Raw genomic sequence first — 21,561 nt, 5'->3', positions numbered from 1 at the left:
CGGGAGGAGGAACGGAAATGAATGTGGAGAAAATGTTGCTCAAATGTCAATTTGAACAATGGCTGTATGATGAAGCTCAATTACTGGATGATATTGAATTTGATGATTGGTTCGATTTAATGCACTCGAGCTTACGCTATCAAATGCCTGTACGTGTTAATAAAGAAGGGGTGGAACGCCCGGATTATTCAACGGAAATGTTTACATTTAATGATGATATTGAGTTGCTGAAACTGCGAGTGGATCGTTTGAAAACGGATTATGCATGGGCGGAAATACCGCCATCAAGAACACGGCGTTTTGTCTCAAATGTACGCGTTAAAGACTATGTTGAAGGTGAAAAGGCAGTCGTCAAGAGCTACCTGCTCATCTATCGCAGCCGCAGCACGGATATTCAGCATGATCTGATTTCGGGGGAACGAAATGATGAATTTATTTTCGAAGAAGGTAAATGGAAACTTTCCAAACGAATATTCATTGTTGATCAATCAACGATAAATACCAGAAATCTTGCTATCTTCGTATAATATTGACTTGGTTAAAAAGAGGAGGCTGGTTACAATGGCAATGGCGTTAAAGGATAAAGTAGTGCTGATTACCGGTGGCAATTCAGGTATCGGGGAGGCTGTCACTAGACGTTTCATACAAGAAGGGGCAAAAGTCAGCATCATCGGCCGCTCGATAGCAACGCTAAAGAAAATGAAAGCGGAATTTGGTGAAGAGATTCTCATTAACCAAGGCGATGTAAGCAAATATGAAGACAATGAAAGGGCTGTTCAGGCCACTGTCGAGCAATTTGGAAAGCTGGATGTTTTCGTTGCCAATGCAGGAGTCTTTGATGGATTTGCTAAATTTGCCGACGTAACTCCCGATGCACTTTCCGATGCATATGATTTTCTGATTGATATTAACGTTAAAGGATCATTCTTCGGTGCTAAAGCCGCTCTTGAAGAACTGCAAAAATCGAATGGAAATATTATTTTCACCGTATCCGGTGCCAGTTTTTATCCGGATGGCGGCGGGGTTTGGTACACAGCAAGCAAGCATGCCCAAATAGGGCTGATGCGCCAACTTGCCTTTGAACTCGCTCCTAACATCAGGGTGAATGCTGTAGCGCCTGGTGGCACTCTGACCGCATTATCGGTCATTCCTCCCCTACGTCCATTCGTTAAAATGGTGGATAATGAAACGAAGGCAAATAGCATAAAAAAAAGAAACCCTCTTCAGCTTGCACAGCTGCCCGAAGATCATGTAGCTGCATATGTCCTATTGGCATCAGACGCAGCGCGTGCTATTACAGGTGAAGTCATCTCCAGTGATGGCGGATTGTCCGTTCGCGGACTGGGTTGAGTTCATATTAAAATAAACTATGGGAAGTAGGTTTATTAGTATGGCTGAATCACTATTGGGCAATAGGAATATTAATCAACTCGCATTTGTTGTAAAAGATATTGAAGCTGCTAATCTAGCTTTCACAAGACTGCTGGGCATTAAGAAGGCAGAACCATTTCTAACTGGTGACAGTTCTGTTTCGAAAGTCACTTTTAGAGGTGTACCAACGGAATCGCAATCCAAACTGGCTTTCCTGAATACACCGACCGTCCAATTTGAACTAATAGAACCCGATAAAAATCCAGGAACGATGCGTGAGTTCCTGGATGAAGTAGGTGAAGGGATCCACCATATAGCTTTTGATGTGGACTCTATCCAAAAGAGGCTGCCAATCATGGAGAAAAATGGTTACCCAGCTTTGCAAACGGGTGATTTCACTTCAAGTGACGGCCGATATGTATATGTGGATACACTAGATGATCACAAAACGTTAGTTGAACTGCTTGAAAGTGCGGAGCCAAGAGTAACGGCATGGGAAAGACCGGAAGATGACAGCATTCAGCCGCTACTAGGGACTAACAAAGTGGAACAGCTTGCGTTTGTTGTCAAAGACCTTGATGCGGCTGCAGATGCATATAGTAAGTTGTTGGGTGTTGAAAAACCTCCCATCATCCATTCTGGTTCATCCGATATTACAAACGTGATTTACAAAGGGAAGCCCACTGAAGGCAAATCAAAATATATGTTCATCAATACTCCGTTAATTCAAATTGAATTGATCGAGCCGGGCGAATCACCCAGTACGTGGAAAGATCATCTAGAAACATATGGTGAGGGTGTTCACCATATCTCTTTTGTCGTTAAAGACATGGAGGCTAAAATGAAGATGCTGGAAGAAATGGGCTATCCGGTCATACAGACAGGAAACTTTTTTAACGGAAAAGGCCGGTATGCCTATATGGATACAAAAGCGACCTTTAAAGTGATTATTGAATTGCTGGAACGTTACGATGAGTAAACAAGTAACCATTGATCATCAAAAGGTGTATGGATGATTGTCCGGGCAATTGGAGCTTACATAATTAGGAATAAGAACCCCAGGGGTCATTCAATCGAAAACCTAGCCATTTTCCCACCTAATCAGCTGAATAACTACCTAGAAGCGTAACCGTAAAAAGCATACAAGGCAATGGTCGGGAAGGGGACTTCAACCATGGCCTTGTACGGTTCGAATAAAAGTGAAAAATTTAACATCAATATGGATCGTATTGACCTTTATTGCTTTTTCTACAATTTTGTCACGAATGCCTGGATTAACTGTAAGTGCTCGTTGTTTCGTTCCTCATACCAAGATTTATCCACCAATGTAATTCCTCATTACAGGCCGATAAAAAGGATTCGAAAAGAAACCATGATGAATCTGTAGTTTTTTGGAGAAAGTTATTTCTCGAGTTGGAATATAATAAGTGGTGAAATTCGATGTTTGTACGACTTGCCGCTATTCGGTCATTTTTATTTATTTCTTGTTGCAGTTTATCTGTTGCCCATACCAGTTTTTTAACTCCTCTTCCGTAATTCCTTCACAAGCTTTTTGTATAGAATGGTTTTCGAGCATTACTGATTTCCAATTCTTGCTGCTAAAGTTCAATATCCACATTGGATATGACCATCCCTATGGACAGGTTTAACCTGTAGCAAATTTTCCTATTCCAATTTCCCAAAAGCTTTACAAACCGGTGTACGGCTACAATTGAATTGCTGGGCGATATCATCTTCCGTTAAACGGTCTCCGGGCAATAATACGCTTCGATGATTGCATTTTTAATAACAAAAATATAGCTTCCCTTAAGGGCTTAGAATAATAATGTTCTATTTAATCTGAATATATATAGATAATGATTGGTTTCCATGGTGCACCTTTCTAAAATCCAATTATATACAAGTATATTTATTTTAAAAATGAGTGAAGTCCATTTCAATGCTTCATACTTTTTATTAATACAATTCAATGGGATGGATGACACTATTACTACTAAAGACGCTCACAAGGCAATCGGACCTTATTGGCAAGATGAAAAATTCCAGGTAGCCCTTATATATGCTGTAACTGGGAAACTGCCTGTTACTTTTTGGGAAAAAAGGTGGTCATAGAATAAGCGGAAGCACTAATAGTAGGTTTTGATATCATTTTGCCCTGACGAATGATGTATATGAAAATTCTTTTTTACGATAACCATGCTAGAAGGGAGATTCATGTTGCTCGATTACATAAAGATGCTATGATTGAATTCGAAGCTTATTTTAAACGAAAGAGAATATCAGATTGATATTTTCTTTGCTTTTAATATACATAGAGGAAGCAGGAGGAGTTATTAATGAACTTAGCACAATTTCCCAGGAAACGATATACACCGACATATACACCAGTTGAGAGGCTGGATCATTTGTCTGAAGTTCTTGGGGGCCCATCCATTTACGTTAAACGAGACGATATGCTTGGTCTGACGGCAGGCGGAAATAAAACAAGGAAACTGGAATTCCTTGTTGCCGATGCATTGGACAAAGGCGCGGATACATTGATTACATGTGGAGGCATTCAATCAAATCATTGCCGCTTGACACTAGCTGCTGCGGTTAAAGAGAAAATGAAATGCATACTTGTGTTGGAAGAGGGCCTTTCAAATTCTGAACCGGATTTTAACGGTAACTATTTTCTCTACCATTTATTAGGCGCTGAACAAATCAAAGTAGTGCCTAATGGAGCTGACTTAATGCAAGAAATGCAAAAAGTGGCTAAAGAGGTGACAGAGAAAGGACATCAACCTTACATCATCCCGGTTGGGGGATCCAATGTCATTGGTGCGACGGGATACGTTGCATGTGCTCAGGAGATCTTGGCCCAGTCCTTTGAGCAAGGAATTGATTTGAAAGCAGTTATTTGTGTAAGCGGCAGTGGAGGAATGCATGCTGGTTTGGTGGCAGGATTTCATGGAAATCACAGTGGAGTATCGGTAATTGGAATAAACGTAAGCAAAGGGAAAGCTGAACAAGAAGAGAAAGTTTTTCAGCTTGTTAAGGAAACTTTAACACATATCGGCATTCCGAATTCACTTCCTCGTGAGGCTGTTACGTGTTTTGATGAGTATGTCGGCCCGGGTTATGCTTTGCCTACACCTGAAATGGTGGAAGCAGTCAAGCTAATGGCAAGAACGGAAGGGATACTGCTGGATCCGGTATATACGGGGAAAGCGGCAGCGGGACTCATCGATTTAATACAAAAAGGCACCTTTAAGCCGGAGGATAACATTCTATTTGTTCACTCTGGCGGTGCTTCATCGCTATACGCAAATACGTCTCTCTTTAATTGAGATTTTACGAACCAACTGGTTCGCCTGCACCAGTTGGTTGGTCTAAAGTAATCATTTCAAGTTGATCTCGTTGAATAGAATGATGTTTCGGAAGCATCCTCATCACCCCAAGTTTTTAATAGATCTATTTTAAAATAAGGCTCTTTTCGTAAAGATTGATGTTTTTAAAATGAAACTATTTAAGGTTGATTGGAGCGGAAGTGCGAGACTCCTGCGGGAGCAGCGGGACAGGTGAGATCTCACAGGCGTTTATGCCGAGGAGGCTCACCGCCCGCCCCGCGGAAAGCGAGCATCTGGAGGGGAAATCAACCACAACTCACTACCTGGTAAAATAGCAACAAAGTATGTGAAAACAGCCTAAAACAAAAAATGACTCTAGGGAAAAGTGTTCTATCTAAAAGGTAAGTCAAAGTTGATTGGAGCGGGTGTACGAGACTCCTGGGGGAAAAGTGCGCCCCACAGGCGAAAGCCGAGGGCGGACCGCCCGCGGAAAGCGAGTGCCCAACGTTCCAATCAACGTCCAAATTGTACACAAGCCATAAAAAAGGACAAACTCGATTTTGAGTTTGTCTACAGTCTGAGAGGATTCTACAGTTGTAGAATCCTCCTTTAATGTTACTTTTCGATTAAAGACTTCGTATGTTCAAAAACAACTTTACCATCCACGATCGTTAGAATTACCTTTGTATTGGGAATTTCTTCTTCTGGTATTTCAAAGAGATTTCGTTCTAATACTACGATATCAGCAAGTTTTCCTACTTCTAATGTTCCCAATTCCTTCTCCCTAAAGGAACCATAAGCTGATCCGGCTGTATAAGCTTTCAATGCTTCGGCAAGTGTGATGCGCTCATGTGGATGCCATACCGTTTTTCCGCTGCTGTCGATTCTCGTTACTGCCCGATAGATTTGAAGAAGTGGATCAAGGGTATCGATTGGGAAGTCCGTTCCGAATGCCAATTTCGCTCCGGCTTCTTGCAGTGTATTAATCGAGAAAACATACTTTTCTCGTTCTGTACCAATCCGCTTGGTATAAACACCTCTTTCAGACATCGCAAAGTGATCCGGCTGCATTGAAGCGGTCACTCCTAGCTCTTTGAAACGATGAATATCATCAGGGTGGATCACTTCAATGTGTTCAACAGAATGACGCGAATCTCGTTTACCGTTTGTCTTTTGCGCTTCCTCATAGGCATCTAAAGCAAGGCGAATCGCTCCGTCGCCAATTGCATGAAAACGAATGCTGAAGCCTTCTTTATCAGCATCAACGACCCATCTTTTGATTGTTTCAGGAGGGAACGATGATTCACCTCGTGTATTCGGTTGATCAGCATAAGGTTCAAGTAAATAAGCGGTACGGGCTGTAATGACGCCATCGATAAATTGTTTAAGTCCTGACACACGAAGTTTGTCCGATTGATACGTATCTCGTAATTTTTTGACACGTTCAAGATTGCCATTTAAAGCTGGCCATAAATGAATACGGGCAGTTAAATCTCCATTGTCTTCAAATTCTTTGAAAACATCATAATCATTAAGCATTTCCAATGCTTCTATTGCGAATAAGTCGTGGACGGATGTTACTCCTAAACCAGCCGCATGAGTGAGGAAATTCGTGAAAAGTTCTCTCTTTTGTTCTTTTGTAAAATCATAGGCATGGAGGATAACCGCGTCCATTGCTTTTTCGTATAAAAGACCATTAGGTTCCCCATTTTCGTCTTTTCCAATCATTCCATACGAAGGGTTTTCCGTATGACGGGTAATATTAGCGATTTCAAGTGCCTTTGAATTTACCCATGCGTAATGACCTTCGGCGTGAAACATAAGCACCGGACGGTCGGGGAGAATGCGGTCCAATGAAGACCGATTCGGTAATTGCTGCGTATCCCAATATCCTGCATCCCATGAAGCGCCGATTATCCAAGGATCTTGCGGGTGCGATTCGGCAAATTCACGAATCATTTCCAACGCTTCTTCTTCTGAACGGGCTGGGAATAAATTGGCACTATTCATCGAAACAGCCCCATCCATCATGTGAAGATGGAAATCATGAAAACCCGGTAGAATTAATTGGTCATCAAATTGATGGATTTTGGTATTCTCGCCTGAATAAGGTTTAACCTCCTCTTCAGAACCAACCGCAATGATTTTATTGTCCTTAATCGCAATTGAGGCGGGCTCCGGTTGATCAGAAAGTCCTGTAAATACAGCATTACTTGAAATAATTACATCAGCTAGTTGTTGATTCATTATCTATCATTCCTTTCAATTCTATAGAATAGCTTCTATTATTAAGCTTGTTCAATGGCAAGCTCAGGAGGCGGCTGTCTAAACATTTTTGTAAGGTTAAGAAGGTACACAAATCCGATCGCAAACCAAGTTCCTCCCAGTATTAACGAATAGATGTCTAACTTTATCCAAAAGAAACCTGTAAGAGAAGCACCAATTAACGGAATGATAAGGTACCGAATGGTCCCCATTAAGGAACGCTGCTTTTTTCGGAAATAATAGTGAGCGATAACCGAAAGATTAACGAAAGTAAAAGCGAATAATGCACCAAAATTTATAAGAGATACGGCAGTTGTAAGGCTTAAGAAAAGTGCGCTTAGAGCAACGCCTCCTATAATTAATATGTTGAAGACAGGTGTACGATATTTAGGAGAAAGATATCCAAATATTTTGGCAGGAAGTACACGTTCACGTCCCATTGCAAATAAAATACGTGAAGCACTTGTCCCTGACGCAATAGCTGATGAAAAACTTGACATGATTCCTTCAGCAAGCATATAACTTATCAAAAAGTTACCCCCGATATACATTGCAATTTCCATATAGGCTGCTTCCGGGGCTTTAAATGATTGGTAGTCAGGCCAGACAAGCTGTAAAAAGTACGAACCGATAAAATAATATAATCCACCAATGATTGTTACAAGATAAATGGCCCTAGGTATGGATTTTCGCGGGTTTTTCGTTTCTTCAGAAAGAGTTGTTACTGCATCAAACCCTAAAAAGGAAAAGCATAAAATAGGGATTATGGACATGAAGCCCGGCATATTTATATTTGAATCAATAAACGGGAGGATCGAAAAGAGCGTTCCTGCACCTTGACCATTTAAAAGCCCCTTTATTGAAAAAATGATGAACAACGCAAGTGTTCCGAATTGCAAGAATAGAAGCCCCATATTAAGCTTAGCCGCTACCTTAATACCGAGAATATTTATAATCGTAACCGTGACGATAAAAAGAATAATCCAGACGTACATAGGAATTATAGGGAAATAGGCTTTCATTGCAATTCCTAACAATAGAGCACTGATCATTGGACTGAACATATAATCCAGAATAATGGTCCAACCTACGAGAAAACCAATGTGAGGACTTAGGGATTTTTGCGTAAACGTATAGGCTGCACCCGCATTTGGAAAGGCTTTGACCATTTGCGCATAGCTGTAGGCTGTAAATAGCATAACGATAAAGGCAACGATATAAGCAGTAGTGATCATCCCGTTCGTGCTATGAACAGCAACTCCATATGTTTAAAACAAAGTAGTTGGGGCCATAAAAGCCAAACCAAAAAACACAACATATTTTAATGGAAGTGAACGTTTAAGAGTTGGTGAGTTTGAATTATTCATATATCAGTCCCCCTATTTAAATGGCTGCATCATAGTCATTCTTTATTCCAATACCATACTGATTCTGCAAAGCAGACCGATCTCCATGCCCAACTTTTCTATAGTTTTTATTTTCCATAGAATGGTCTATTTTCGTATTGAATTTCTAAAAATAATAAGTTGCATATTAAGTAAACGTTTGATGACAAAGATGTACATCCGCTGTTTGATCATCTTTTTCCGAATCGTTTACTTATCTTACTAAAGAACCGGCATAATCATAAACTACTTGACCGTCAACCATTGTTAACAGTACCTTTATATCTGGTATTTCTTCCACAAGCACTTCAAAGAGATTTCGTTCCAAGACGATAATATCAGCAAGTTTACCTGCTTCCAATGTCCCTAATTCCTGCTCTCTAAATGTACCGTAGGCTGGGCCACTGGTATAGGCTTTCAATGCTTCGGCAAGTGTGATGCACTCATGTGGATGCCATACCGTTTTTCCGCTGCTGTCGATTCTCGTTACCGCACGATAAATTTGGAGGAGCGGATTCAAAATATCAATTGGGAAGTCCGTTCCAAAAGCCAGTTTCGCACCGGTTTTTAGCAAAGTATTAATCGAGAAGACATACTTTTCTCGTTCAGCACCAACTTGTTCGGTGTAAACACCTCTTTCAGACATCGCTAAGTGATCTGGCTGCATTGAGGCCGTAACACCCAGCTCACTAAAACGATGAATATCATCTGGATGAATAACTTCAATGTGTTCGACGGAATGTCGTGAATCTCGTTTACCATTTGTCTTTTGCGCTTCCTCATAGGCATCTAAGGCAAGACGGATTGCTCCATCTCCAATCGCATGAAAACGAATGCTGAAGCCCTCTTTATCTGCAGCAACGACCCATTTTTTGATCGTTTCAGGAGGGAAAGACGTCTCACCGCGTGTTTCTGGTTGATCCGCATAAGGCTCAAGTAAATAAGCTGTACGGGCGGTAATGACACCATCGATAAATTGTTTCAGTCCCGACACACGGAGTTTATCCGATTGATATGTCTCTCGCAATTGTTTGGAGTGCCCAAGATCGCCATTTAATGCAGGCCATAAATGAATCCGCGTTGTTAATTTACCGTTGTCTTCGAATTCTTTGAAAACATCTAGTGATTCTATTGTTTTTAAACCATGTAAGTCATTGACAGAAGTCACCCCTAAGCTTGCTGCGTGTGCCAAGAAATTGGAGAAGATTTCATTTTTTTGTGAATTTGAAAAATTAAAGGCATGGCGGATAACCGCATCCATTGCTTTTTCATATAAAATACCATTGGGTTCGCCATTTTCATCTTTTCCTATAATGCCATAGAAAGGATTTTCCGAATGACGAGTAATATTAGCAATCTCCAAAGCTTTCGTATTCACCCATGCATAATGGCCTTCAGCGTGAAACATGAGTGCCGGACGGTCAGGAAGAATATGATCCAATGAATGGCGAGTCGGTAATTGTTGTGTATCCCAATAACCTGCATCCCAAGTAAATCCGATTACCCATTGATTTTCCGGTATTGATTCGGCGAATTCACCAATCATTTCCAGCGCTTCATCTTCTGAGCGAGCGGCGAACAGATTGACACTATTGAGGGCAACGGCACCTTGCATGATATGAAGGTGGAAATCATGGAATCCCGGCATAATTAATTGGTCTTTAAACTGATAGCTTTTCGTGTGCTCACCTGCGCAGTGTTTAATTTCTTCCTCAGTACCAATCGCAACAATTTTGTTGTCCTTAATTGCAATGGAGGCAGGTTCAGGTTGGTCGGAAAGACCTGTAAATACAGTATTACTTGATATAATTACGTCAGCTACTTGTTGACTCATCATCAATCATTCCCTTCTTTTATAGCTCTATTATCAAGCTTCCTCAAAGGCAAGCTCAGGAGGCGGCTGCCTAAACATTTTCGTTAAGTTTAATAGATAAATAAATCCGATAAGAAGCCAAGTTCCACCTAGTATTAGTGAATGTTTATCTAGATTTATGAAAAACAATCCAATTAGTGCTGCACCAGTAAGCGGGATAATCAAATATTGAATCGTTCCTTTAAAAGAGCTCTGTTTCTTTTGGAAAAAATAGTAAGAAACAACCGAAAGATTCACAAAGAAAAAGGCAAATAACGCACCAAAACTAATAAGAGATACAGCTGTTGTTAGATTTAAGAAAAGGGCGCTTAATGCAATCCCGCCAATGAGTAAAATATTGAACACAGGTGTCCGGTATTTCGGTGATAGATAGCCGAAGATTTTTTTCGGCAATACATTTTCCCTTCCCATCGCATACAAAATACGAGAGGCGCTAGTGTCCCGATGCCACGGCTGAAGCTGTGGTGGAGGTTAGCCCCACTGCCACAAAGAAGCTCACAAAAATGTTTCCGCCGATATACATCGCGATCTCTAAATAGGCGGATTCAGGGTTAGTGAAAGAATGGAACTCCGGAAAAATTAGTTGTGCAAAATAAGAACTTGTGATAAATAAAAATCCGCCAATCATCGTTATGAAATAGATCGCTTTTGGCAACGTTCTCGTAGGATCCTTCGTCTCCTCTGACAGAGTAGTTACTGCATCAAAGCCTAAAAAGCTAAAACAAAGAATTGGGATAACAGATAGGAGAGCCGGTGCGCTAATTTCAGGATCATAAAAGGGAACGGTGGAAAATAATGTCCCTGATCCTTTTCCTTCAAGAAGACCTTTAATGGAAATAATAAAAAATAGTGCAAACAATAAAAATTGCAAGAAAAGCATATACGTATTAATTTTCGCTGCTAATTTAATGCCAAGGATGTTGACAGCAGTAATAATCACAATAAATAAAATGATCCAAACATACATCGGAATGGATGGAAAATAAGCTTTCAATGAAATTCCGACGATTAGGGCGCTGATCATCGGGCTAAATATATAATCAATGGTGATTGTCCAACCCACGATAAACCCTATATGTGGACTTATAGATTTTTGCGTAAACGTATATGCTGCTCCTGCTTTTGGGAACGCTTTCACTAATTGGGCATAGCTATAAGCTGTAAATAACATGACAACTAAAGCAATGGCATAAGCCGTTGGCATCATCCCGCTGGTGCTGTCTACAGCAACCCCATAAGTTGAGAAAAACGTTTTTGGAGCCATGAAAGCCAATCCGAAAAAGACGACATACTTCAAAGTAAGAGTACGTTTAAGAGTTGGTGAATTCGTATTTTCCATTAATCAATCCTCCTTGTGAATTTTTTTACTAACGATCGTACACATTCATTAATGTGCACATCGTGAATAAGCGGATTATTCGGGTTATTTAATTTAAAATTCCGTATATTCGAGGAGTTAGTTAAGAAGAGTAGCATAATGCAAGGAACAACATCGTAATGGCCTTGTCTTTTTTGAAGTCACACTTTTTAATAAAAGGTATCACTCCTTAGAACAAAATGATTTTTCAAAATAATGGTTTGCTGTTTTCATTTAGGAATGCATCACTCCATTCATTATGTATAAATCCATTATAAAGTCTCGTCTAACACGAGAGTAAACAGTTGGGATACAAAAAAACAGCCTTCGAAATGATAATGCTTTCATTTCGAAGGCTGTTCACTTATTACTTTTTCTTGAATCGGAATTTGTATTTCATAATAAGCTTCATCATATTGATCGGTCAGAGAAACGTCAACCTGCATAATTCGAAAGGCGTCACCGGTAATAATATAGTCATGAGTATCACAATGATGGAGTAGCTTTTTTAGCTGGGTTAGCATTTTCTCGCTTGTAAGTCCTCCATAATAGGAACATAAAAATAGCCCTTTTTCAATTTTTTTGGTAGGTTGCTCTGACTCCTCACCCTGAACAAGAATGAATGATTGAGATTGATAGTCACTTAGATTAGCGGAAAAGTCAGATGATTGACGAATTTCATCAAAATACTCTTTCTTGATGAAATCTCCAAATTTATTGCTGGCCAAAGCAGGGATGATCCCACCAATCTTGTTTTCGAGCTCCAAATATCCAAAATAAAGATTTTCTGTATCCGTCCAAGCTACCGATCTGTCTAGCTGGATGTATTCCCGTTCTTCAAATTGCTTTATCACGATATCCGAATTCCTGTAACTGTTTGTGAAATGTTCAATATTGTATAATCGTGTCATCAAAATATTATGGATACCTTGCAATTTCTTAATTTCTTCCTGTATATTAGCCATTGATTTTTGAAGTGATTGAACCGACTTTTTGACATTGCGATCCGTAAGAAACTGCTTGATTTCTTCTAAGGAAAACCCGATGCTCCTTAACTCTTTGATCGTTCCGAGAACCTCATACTGGGAAATGGAGTAATAACGATAGCCAGTTTCGGGGTCAATATGAAAAGGCTTTAGCAATCCAATTTTATCGTAATGGCGCAACGTATCTACGGTTACACCTCGCAACTTCGCCATTTCTCCTATACTAAGCTTATTTTGCATGGCTTTTCTCCTAACCAATACTGAATTTATATATATTAATAACATGATTTCCCCCTATTATAAAGTAGCGATTCCTGTTGTGTATAGCTAGTGGCAGGAATATTTGTAGAGCACCGCATTCATAAAATTGCAGTCACAAACTTACACGTCCAGTATTCGATTTAATCAGGGTTAACCATTTCAGCTCTTGAAATGAGTATACTTTTTTGGACTTAAAGGATCAAAATGCAGAAGAGGTTCAACAGTTTTTCTTGAAAACTTGTAACCGAAACTTCCAGGCGTCCAGTACAAAGCAAATGCAATGGTTTTCTAATTAGAATGGATATTATTTATTGCATGTTTAATGAGGAATTTGTAATGAGGGAACATATGTTTTATAATGTATTTTATGTAATTATCAATCGAAATAGGGGAGGTATTATATGTATATTTCAATTTCAGATTTTATTAAAGAATGGAATAAAGAAGCTATACTCACTCAAAATGTCTTGGATGGTTTGACTGATGAATCCTTAGAACAACAAGTTTATCCTGAAGGTCGCACTTTAGGAAGAATTGTGTGGCATTTCACCACGAGTATTCCAGATTATCTAGCTCATTTCGGGTTAAAGATAGACCGGATAGAAAGTTCGGAAAACGTTCCATCTTCAGCCCGGGAAATTGCCATCACTTTTAAAAATGTAAGTTCTCATGCAGCCAAAATTATTGAACAACAATGGACAGACGAATCCCTGGGACAAATACAAGAAGCGTTCGGAAGACAGGAAACAAATGCTTCCATCCTTATGGGGCTAATCAAGCATATTGTTCATCATCGCGGACAAGTTACGGTTCTGATGCGTCAAGCAGGAATTAAACCTTCTGGGGTTTATGGACCGCCAAAAGAAGATTGGATTCATTTAGGTGTGGAAAATCCACCGCTTTAAGGACTTATGTATACTTCAGTCAGGACCTTCTAGATACGGGGACATTGGCGAATAATTAAATCCACTACTCCATTTTATGACTGAGTTAATAATATGTTTTAGCATCCTTTGAAGGGTGCTTTTTTATTTTGCGAAAGAAGGGTTTAAATGAAATCAGCTAATTTATTAGAGATGATGTTTTAAATGCAACCCTTATTTTTCCATCTAAAGCTAATGAAGGTAGGGGAGATTCGGTCTTTTCCTCTCTATTAAATCATTAGTGCAGAATAGTTCTTTAAGATTATTATTATAAGCATGCTATTTGTAAGCCGCCATATGCTGAACCCCCGCCATAATTACCACAACCACCGGCACAACTATATCCGTCAATGATCAGGAGTTAAACAAAACGACTATAATGAAAAAATCTTTACCAAATCAATTAAAGCTGACTGAAAGTTTCTAGTTATAAATATCTGGATTTTGTTGAAAAATGTCGTTATTTGCGAATATCATTATCGTCATTTCTGAGATATTATAATATTGAATGCACTTTAATACATTGAAGTAATAATGAATTCTTTATATCGGGGCTCAATTAAGTGAGTGGAGGAAAATAAATGAGTGTAATCATCGAGAAGAAACGTATGGAAAACTATACTCATATGGAAGATGCAATGTTGGTAGGGAAAATCCATAATGGTGATGAGGATGCACTGGACTTTTTAATCAATAAATACAGATGTGTCGTTCAATCAAATGCATTGAAGTATTTTTTAACGGGTGGAGATAAGGAAGACGTCTTTCAGGAAGGGATGATTGGGCTATATAAGGCCATTCGAGACTATAAAAATTGCAAAAAGGCGTCTTTCAGATCATTTGCGGAACTGTGCATTACAAGACAAATCATAACGGCCGTTAAAGCGGCGATTCGTCAAAAGCATTCTCCCTTAAATAATTATGTTTCATTGTATATGCCTATCCATCAAGGGGAGTCGGAACAGGGTCTAATTGATCTAATCCCTGAACAGAGACAAAATGACCCAGTCACGATCTTAATAAAATCAGAAGAAATTTGTGATATTGAGTTAATTTTAACCGAAGTCCTTAGTGAGTTGGAAAGCAGTGTTGTGGACTTGTACCTGGAAGGAAAAACTTATTTAGAAATATCAAAGGAACTGAATGTTCAAAAAAAGACGATCGATAATGCACTTCAGCGGGTAAAAAGGAAGCTGGAGCGGCACCTCGAGTCCAGAAGAGTGGAAGAATAATAACAATCATTCTTTAAACTTTCGGTCATTATTAATTTGTAAAATAACATTGAAACAATTAATAGAATAGATAAAAGTACTTATTAAAGCATTTTCCTGGTAATGGAGCAGTTAGTGCAGTGCTATCCTATGGGAAATAAAATCCCTCTAGTTATCATGCCGATAAAATATTCTCTGAGTATAACAAGAAAAAAAGCCCAACTGAAACACATGGGCTTTTTACTATGTTCATTTTTTTAATTCACTCTCTTCAATTGGAGATTATACCTCAATGTTTCATCGTCTGAATATAATTTGTATCCAAGTCCGTCACTGTAATTGAGGAAGACTTTATCCGGAAGATGCTTTTTAGACTCACTTGAAATTAATATGGGGACTCCAGCAATTATGAATCTCTCATCATCTTCGTTCTTATTATCAATTTTCAATTCATGTTCCACATAAATTGAACAGCTCCCAACATAAATGGCTTCGATACGAACCCCTTCATTCTCTTTATAATTCACTTTTAATAGTTGTTCAATCGCTGCTTCTTTAATCTCAATATCCATAAAACCCGCTCCCATATTATTTTTTATCTATACAATCCTCTATTCATTCGTATACCCAATTGTTTATAAGTTAATGTGCATAAGATATAATAAAGCCGATATTCCCGTTCATCAGGCTTATGTTGTTTAATAAAATTACAAATAAGTTCAAACACCATGTGTCTGTAACTCCATCTTTGGAATAGCTTTCTTTGCAATCATCATCCTATCGGCTTTGTTTTCATGGGCCACTTTTTGTTTAATTCAGTTATAAAAGTCTTAACATTTTTTTTATCTTTCATAATTGGGGAATAGACGTAAGAAAGTGTCCTGTTAAAGGATTCATCTTTTACCTGAATGATAGAAATGATTTTATTTTGTACATCTCTTTCGATGACACTTCGGGAAAGCAGGGCCAGCCCTGAGCCGTTTTTTATAAGTGTTTCTTTAATTCCTTGATTGCTGCTTATCGTGAGTATCGATTTAATTTTCAAACCATTTGAACGTATGACATGGTTCAGGTATTCTCGTGTACCAGATCCAACTTCCCTCGTTACCCATGCTTGGTCATGTAAATCAGTAATCTCCACAACGTCTTTATTAGCAAGTTCATGATTGTTAGAAGATACAATGAATAGCTCATCTTGCATGAATGGGTGAACAGAAAGTTCTTTTTCATTAGTTTGACCCTCGATTAAACCAATATCCACTTTGTATAGCCGAACGGCTTGAACGATTTCTTCCGTGTTCCCAATTATCACTTGAAGTTCAAGTTCAGGATATTCCTCTTGAAGGTCGATGAGTAAAGAGGGAAGGATATACTCTCCTATTGTAAAACTCGCACCTATTTTTAATTCGCCCTTGATGGACTTATCGTGTTCCTGTATGTCTTGTCTGGTCTGTTCATAGATTGTGATCATTTGCTTGGCCCGGTCGTAAAGAATTTCTCCCGTTAAGGTGACTTTTAAAAATTTGGGAGAACGGAGGAATAATTTGGTTTGGAACTCTTCTTCTAATTTTTTAATATGCAAACTAACACTTGGTTGCGACATAAGAAGAATTTCTGCTGTTTTTGTAAAGTTCTTGACTTCCACAAGGGTCACAAATGTTTTTAGAGCATCATAGTACATAGAAATTTCTCCTTATTATTAATATTCTTAATAGTTATAATAAATTATATATATTTTACTAATGATGTACCTTCCAGTAAAGTTTTAATGAGAAACTTATTTTAGGAAGAGTATAGGCTGGGAAAGCTATTTTCCTTTGTTGCGTGCTATGAACCTATATAACTGTATTTTTTATTTTTTTGCAGTTAAAACCGACTTGGTCTATAGGAGTAAACGAGTTAATTGATTTATGGATCGAAATAAAATATTTAAACCCACTCGTTATACATAATAATCAACTAAGATAAGTTAATATCCCTTTGTGAGGTGGAAATCGTGCAACTTCAGGTAAGTAACAGTCCCTTTAATCAAGAGCAAGCAGAGCTCCTTAACAGCCTGCTGCCAAGCTTGACCGAAACACAAAAAATTTGGTTGAGCGGTTATCTGACTGCATCTTTGTCAGTTTCGAACACAAGTTCAGCCGACGCCCCGGTATTGGAAGCTCAAAGCGGCGGGAAGACAATATCAAAAGAAGTGACCATCCTGTATGGTTCACAGACGGGCAATGCTCAAGGGCTGGCGGAAAATGCGGCGAGTAAGCTTGAGGGTAATGGCTTTCAGGTTACAATTTCATCCATGAGTGACTTTAAAGTCAACAATTTGAAGAAAATCGAAAATCTTCTGATTGCCGTTAGCACGCATGGAGAAGGTGATCCGCCGGATAATACATTGTCTTTCCATGAGTATCTTCATGGTAGGAGGGCACCAAGCCTTGAGGGTCTCCGCTATTCGGTATTGGCGCTTGGGGACAGCTCATATGAGTTTTTCTGTGAAACGGGAAAACAATTCGATAAACGCTTGGAGGAACTTGGGGGGACACGATTATTTCCGCGAATGGACTGTGACCTTGATTATGATGAGCCTGCTTCCGAATGGCTGGAAGGCGTCATTTCCAGTTTAAGTGAAGGGCAAGTCAGTTCTGCTGCTGCAGTTCCCGAAGCAAAAGCTTCTGTAGGTGAACAAACTTCTTATTCGAGAACAAATCCGTTTAAAGCGGAAGTGTTGGAAAACATAAATTTGAACGGACGTGGCTCCAATAAAGAAACTCATCATCTTGAGTTATCTCTTGAGGGCTCAGGCCTTACATTCGAACCTGGTGACAGCCTTGGCATTTATCCGAAAAACGATTCGGATTTAGTGGATATGCTTCTTATGGAACTGGATTGGGATCCTGAAGAAACCGTGAAGGTCAATAAGCAGGGGGAAAGTCGTCAGCTTAGGGAATCGCTTATCTCCGACTTTGAAATAACGGTATTGACCAAATCGCTCATTGAACAAGCGGCACAGCTTTCTGGTAATGAGGATTTAAAGGAGCTTTTAAAGCCTGGTAATGAAGAAAAGTTAAAAGAATATCGAGAAGGCCGTGATTTGCTTGATTTTATCCGTGATTTTGGTTCATGGGGTGAATCGGCGCAAGAGTTTGTATCGATACTTCGGAAAATGCCAGCCCGTCTATATTCGATTGCGAGTAGTTTGTCCGCCTATCCGGATGAAGTGCATTTGACAATCGGAGCTGTCAGGTATGAAAGTCATGGCCGGGAAAGAAAAGGGGTCTGCTCGATTTTATGTGCGGACAGATTACAGCCAGGGGACTTGCTGCCCATTTATATTCAGCATAACCAAAACTTTAAGCAGCCAAAGAACCCAGATACGCCAATTATCATGGTTGGACCGGGAACGGGCATTGCCCCGTTTAGATCCTTTATCCAGGATCGCGAAGAATCGGAAGCGAAAGGGAAAACGTGGCTCTTTTTCGGAGATCAGCATTTCGTGACGGATTTCCTTTATCAAACTGAATGGCAAAAGTGGTTGAAAACAGGTGTACTTACGAAAATGGATGTGGCCTTTTCCCGCGATACGGATGAAAAAGTGTATGTTCAAGACCGGATGCGCGAGCAAAGCGGGGAATTATACGAATGGCTTCAAAAAGGGGCAGCTGTATACATTTGCGGTGACGAGAAAAACATGGCCCATGATGTCCATAATACGCTTATTGAGATCATTGAAAAAGAAGGCAATATGAGCCATGCTGATGCGCAAGCCTATCTTGAAGATATGCAACAGAATAAACGCTATCAACGTGATGTGTATTGAAATTTGGAAGAAAAGGAGATTACAACATGGTGAACCCACTATTGAAAGCACCAGCAGGCCCGCCCAGTGATGTTGAGCAAATTAAAGAAAGAAGCGATTATTTGCGAGGTACACTTGGAAAAGTGATGCAGGATCGGATTAGCGCCGGTATTCCGGATGATGACAATCGACTGATGAAACATCACGGCAGCTATTTGCAGGACGATCGGGATCTGCGTAATGAGCGTCAAAAACAAAAACTGGAGCCTGCCTATCAATTTATGTTGCGTGTCCGCATGGCCGGCGGGGTTGCACAGCCTTCTCAATGGCTTGTTATGGATGACCTTGCCCAGAAATACGGTAACGGAACCTTGAAATTGACAACAAGGCAGACGTTTCAAATGCATGGTATTTTAAAATGGAATATGAAAAAAACCATTCAGGAAATCCATGCTTCCATGTTGGATACAATCGCTGCATGCGGAGATGTAAACCGAAACGTAATGTGCAATTCGATTCCATTTCAATCCGAAATCCATTCCGAAGTATATGAATGGTCGAAAAAATTGAGTGATTATCTATTGCCGCGTACAAGGGCGTACCATGAAATCTGGCTGGATGAAGAAAAAGTTGTCGCTACTCCGGAATTGGAGGAAGTCGAACCAATGTACGGAAAGCTTTATTTGCCTAGGAAGTTTAAAATAGGCATTGCGGTCCCGCCATCCAATGACATTGATGTCTACTCCCAGGATCTTGGCTTCATAGCAATTGTTGAAAATGAAAAACTTGTTGGTTTTAATGTGGCGATCGGCGGCGGTATGGGAATGACCCACGGTGACAAGGCGACATACCCTCAACTAGCCAAGGTAATCGGTTTTTGCCAGCCAGACAAAATACTGGATGTGGCTGAAAAAATCATTACGATTCAGCGTGATTACGGAAACCGGTCCGTACGGAAAAATGCCCGGTTCAAGTATACGGTCGACAGGCTTGGGCTCGAACCGGTAAAAGCTGAACTGGAAAATCGTCTAGGATGGAAGCTAGGGGAAGCGAGAACTTACCATTTTGATAATAATGGCGACCGCTATGGATGGGTAAAAGGCATGCAGGGTAAATGGCATTTTACACTATTTGTCGAGGGTGGCCGAATTGCCGATATCAATGATTACAAGCTGATGACCGGTTTGCGCGAAATCGCAAAGATCCATACGGGTGATTTCCGATTGACTGCCAATCAAAACCTGATCATTGCAGATGTGTCAAGCCAGGAAAAGGAAAAAATCATAGAATTGCTTGAAACATACGGTTTGACGGATGGTGCACATCATTCGGCGCTCAGACGCAGCTCGATTGCATGCGTGGCGCTTCCGACATGCGGGTTGGCAATGGCCGAAGCAGAGCGTTATTTGCCGGTTCTGATTGATAAAATCGAGGCCATCGTTGATGAAAACGGCTTGAGGAATGAAGAAATCACGATACGCATGACTGGTTGCCCGAATGGCTGTGCCCGGCATGCACTCGGTGAAATTGGTTTTATCGGTAAGGCACCTGGAAAATATAATATGTATCTCGGTGCTGCATTCGACGGAAGCCGATTAAGTAAAATGTACCGTGAAAACATCGGTGAAGAAGAAATATTAAGAGAGTTGCGTGTACTTCTTTCCCGTTATGCAAAAGAACGTCAGCAAGGAGAGCATTTCGGCGACTTCGTCATCAATGCAGGGATTGTGAAAGAAGTGACGGATGGAACGAATTTTCATGATTGATTAAAACAAATGAGAGACAGGAAAGTTTCCTGTCTCAGTTTGTAGACAAAAGGGGTTCTATCTGTATTTTAAAACAAAGTTGATGGAACGGGAGGTACGGGACTCCTGCTGGAAAAGCGAGTCCAGGGGAAACCCCGCAGGCGCAAGGGCGCCGAGGGCGGACCCGCTTGAGGAAAGCGAGTGCCCTACGTTCCAATCAACGTTCGAATTGTACAGTCTGTGAGACAGGAATAATTTCCTGTCTCTTTTGGTATTCAAAGGCTTTCCAGAGTGGCTGGAACATCGATATGTTGAATCATGACCATACTCATCTATCGTCTATTTATTTGCCTTGCTGTTATTTTTATAGGCTACTTCTGCTTCAATCTCAATGAGATAATCCGGAGAAACCAGACTTTGCACCCCTACAGTGGAACGGGCTGTTTTCACTGGATTTTCCTTTGTATTAAAGAAAAGAGCGTAAGCATCGAACCAACCTTGATAGTCTGGTGTATTTCCCTTGTTTGGATCTGGCGCGACATACACACGCAGATAGGTTACATCAGCGAGGGAAAGTCCTTTTGTTTTCAAATCTGCTTTTAATTTCTCTAAGATTCCGATTGCCTGCTTTTCTGTATTGCCATATCTCTCATAAGTGGTTTTTCCATCCTTGTTTAAAAGAGGAGCTACTGTTCCGCTAAACAATAACCGGTTATAACTTTGAGGCACAGCAACTGAACTGGAAATCGCAGAAGTTGGGGACCCAAAAAAGGTCACTTTATCCGATTTCAATTCATCTTGTTCGTTACCTGCGGAAGCAAATGAGTATCCTGCGATTAAATATATACTTAATACTGAGAAAGCGATGAGCGATTTCATAGGTGTATTCATATATTCAGCTCCTGTTATTAATATAACGACGATAGGTAGATAATCAGTTTCATTTTTCCGGCTAACCACAAGTCTTGCTGTTTCAAAATCATCTGCCAGCCATGCAGTTAAATAAATGGGCTGTTCACCAGCAATTAAATATGAAAGTAGTTTTTTTCCGATCAGATGAAG

Annotated in this window: 16 protein-coding genes and 1 pseudogene; 8 read left to right on the top strand and 9 right to left on the bottom strand. The window is 40.0% G+C overall.

Going from position 1 to position 21,561, the window contains the following annotated elements:
* Nucleotides 1-17 precede the first annotated feature (17 nt).
* The 3 genes from ACFX4H_RS16385 to ACFX4H_RS16375 are packed head-to-tail and all read left to right on the top strand — an operon-like array spanning nt 18 to nt 2,350.
* A complete protein-coding gene (locus ACFX4H_RS16385; protein ID WP_048678819.1) occupies nt 18-527 on the top strand; it encodes an aromatic-ring-hydroxylating dioxygenase subunit beta in 510 nt (169 codons plus the stop codon).
* 34 nt (nt 528-561) lie between these two features.
* Nucleotides 562-1,350, top strand: a complete 789-nt coding sequence (locus ACFX4H_RS16380; RefSeq protein ID WP_244645432.1) for an SDR family NAD(P)-dependent oxidoreductase — start codon at nt 562-564, stop codon at nt 1,348-1,350.
* A gap of 40 nt (nt 1,351-1,390) precedes the next feature.
* A complete protein-coding gene (locus ACFX4H_RS16375) occupies nt 1,391-2,350 on the top strand; it encodes a VOC family protein (protein ID WP_377435860.1) in 960 nt (319 codons plus the stop codon).
* A 686-nt stretch (nt 2,351-3,036) separates the two neighbouring features.
* Here ACFX4H_RS16375 and ACFX4H_RS16370 read toward each other — a convergent pair.
* Nucleotides 3,037-3,129 (bottom strand): GntR family transcriptional regulator, encoded by a 93-nt coding sequence (locus ACFX4H_RS16370; protein ID WP_376708712.1) that lies wholly within the window; start codon nt 3,127-3,129, stop codon nt 3,037-3,039.
* 578 nt (nt 3,130-3,707) lie between these two features.
* Between ACFX4H_RS16370 and cuyA the strand changes: the two genes are divergently transcribed.
* Complete coding sequence (cuyA, locus tag ACFX4H_RS16365; RefSeq protein ID WP_377435859.1) at nt 3,708-4,700, top strand: D-cysteate sulfo-lyase; 993 nt, start codon at nt 3,708-3,710, stop codon at nt 4,698-4,700.
* Between the two features lie 615 nt (nt 4,701-5,315).
* Here cuyA and ACFX4H_RS16360 read toward each other — a convergent pair.
* The 5 genes and pseudogenes from ACFX4H_RS16360 to ACFX4H_RS16340 form a co-directional block, all read right to left on the bottom strand.
* Nucleotides 5,316-6,947 carry an amidohydrolase gene (locus tag ACFX4H_RS16360; protein ID WP_249598005.1) on the bottom strand — a complete coding sequence of 544 codons (1,632 nt, stop codon included), beginning with the start codon at nt 6,945-6,947 and terminating at the stop codon, nt 5,316-5,318.
* A 41-nt stretch (nt 6,948-6,988) separates the two neighbouring features.
* On the bottom strand, nt 6,989-8,200 hold the full coding sequence (locus tag ACFX4H_RS16355; RefSeq protein ID WP_377435858.1) for an APC family permease: 1,212 nt from the start codon (nt 8,198-8,200) through the stop codon (nt 6,989-6,991).
* A gap of 364 nt (nt 8,201-8,564) precedes the next feature.
* Nucleotides 8,565-10,184 carry an amidohydrolase gene (locus ACFX4H_RS16350; protein ID WP_377435945.1) on the bottom strand — a complete coding sequence of 540 codons (1,620 nt, stop codon included), beginning with the start codon at nt 10,182-10,184 and terminating at the stop codon, nt 8,565-8,567.
* A gap of 33 nt (nt 10,185-10,217) precedes the next feature.
* Nucleotides 10,218-11,562, bottom strand: a pseudogene (locus tag ACFX4H_RS16345) (APC family permease).
* Between the two features lie 362 nt (nt 11,563-11,924).
* Nucleotides 11,925-12,806, bottom strand: a complete 882-nt coding sequence (locus ACFX4H_RS16340) for a MerR family transcriptional regulator (protein WP_249598002.1) — start codon at nt 12,804-12,806, stop codon at nt 11,925-11,927.
* A gap of 422 nt (nt 12,807-13,228) precedes the next feature.
* On the opposite strand from ACFX4H_RS16340, the gene ACFX4H_RS16335 reads away from it, so the two are divergent.
* Both ACFX4H_RS16335 and sigH read left to right on the top strand, forming a co-directional pair.
* On the top strand, nt 13,229-13,732 hold the full coding sequence (locus tag ACFX4H_RS16335; RefSeq protein ID WP_249598001.1) for a DinB family protein: 504 nt from the start codon (nt 13,229-13,231) through the stop codon (nt 13,730-13,732).
* A 599-nt stretch (nt 13,733-14,331) separates the two neighbouring features.
* Nucleotides 14,332-14,982 (top strand): RNA polymerase sporulation sigma factor SigH, encoded by a 651-nt coding sequence (gene sigH, locus ACFX4H_RS16330; RefSeq protein WP_063591239.1) that lies wholly within the window; start codon nt 14,332-14,334, stop codon nt 14,980-14,982.
* Nucleotides 14,983-15,218: 236 nt separating this feature from the next.
* On the opposite strand, the gene ACFX4H_RS16325 is transcribed toward sigH, so the two are convergent.
* Together ACFX4H_RS16325 and ACFX4H_RS16320 are read right to left on the bottom strand one after the other, a co-directional pair.
* Nucleotides 15,219-15,533: an iron-sulfur cluster biosynthesis family protein gene (locus ACFX4H_RS16325; protein WP_034312269.1), complete on the bottom strand. Its 315-nt coding sequence runs from the start codon at nt 15,531-15,533 to the stop codon at nt 15,219-15,221.
* A gap of 200 nt (nt 15,534-15,733) precedes the next feature.
* The gene (locus ACFX4H_RS16320) at nt 15,734-16,642 is read right to left on the bottom strand and encodes a LysR family transcriptional regulator (RefSeq protein ID WP_377435857.1); all 909 of its coding nucleotides are present in this window, start codon (nt 16,640-16,642) and stop codon (nt 15,734-15,736) included.
* A 315-nt stretch (nt 16,643-16,957) separates the two neighbouring features.
* On the opposite strand from ACFX4H_RS16320, the gene ACFX4H_RS16315 reads away from it, so the two are divergent.
* The gene (locus ACFX4H_RS16315; protein WP_241635899.1) at nt 16,958-18,775 is read left to right on the top strand and encodes an assimilatory sulfite reductase (NADPH) flavoprotein subunit; all 1,818 of its coding nucleotides are present in this window, start codon (nt 16,958-16,960) and stop codon (nt 18,773-18,775) included.
* Between the two features lie 26 nt (nt 18,776-18,801).
* Nucleotides 18,802-20,520 carry an assimilatory sulfite reductase (NADPH) hemoprotein subunit gene (gene cysI, locus ACFX4H_RS16310; RefSeq protein ID WP_249597998.1) on the top strand — a complete coding sequence of 573 codons (1,719 nt, stop codon included), beginning with the start codon at nt 18,802-18,804 and terminating at the stop codon, nt 20,518-20,520.
* A gap of 318 nt (nt 20,521-20,838) precedes the next feature.
* Here cysI and ACFX4H_RS16305 read toward each other — a convergent pair whose 3' ends face one another.
* A complete protein-coding gene (locus ACFX4H_RS16305; protein ID WP_249597997.1) occupies nt 20,839-21,390 on the bottom strand; it encodes a RidA family protein in 552 nt (183 codons plus the stop codon).
* Nucleotides 21,391-21,561: the final 171 nt, after the last annotated feature.

It is taken from the genome of Peribacillus sp. YIM B13477 (assembly GCF_042787955.1).
Lineage (GTDB): Bacteria > Bacillota > Bacilli > Bacillales > DSM-1321 > Peribacillus > Peribacillus frigoritolerans.
This window is presented reverse-complemented; position numbering and strand designations above follow the sequence as displayed.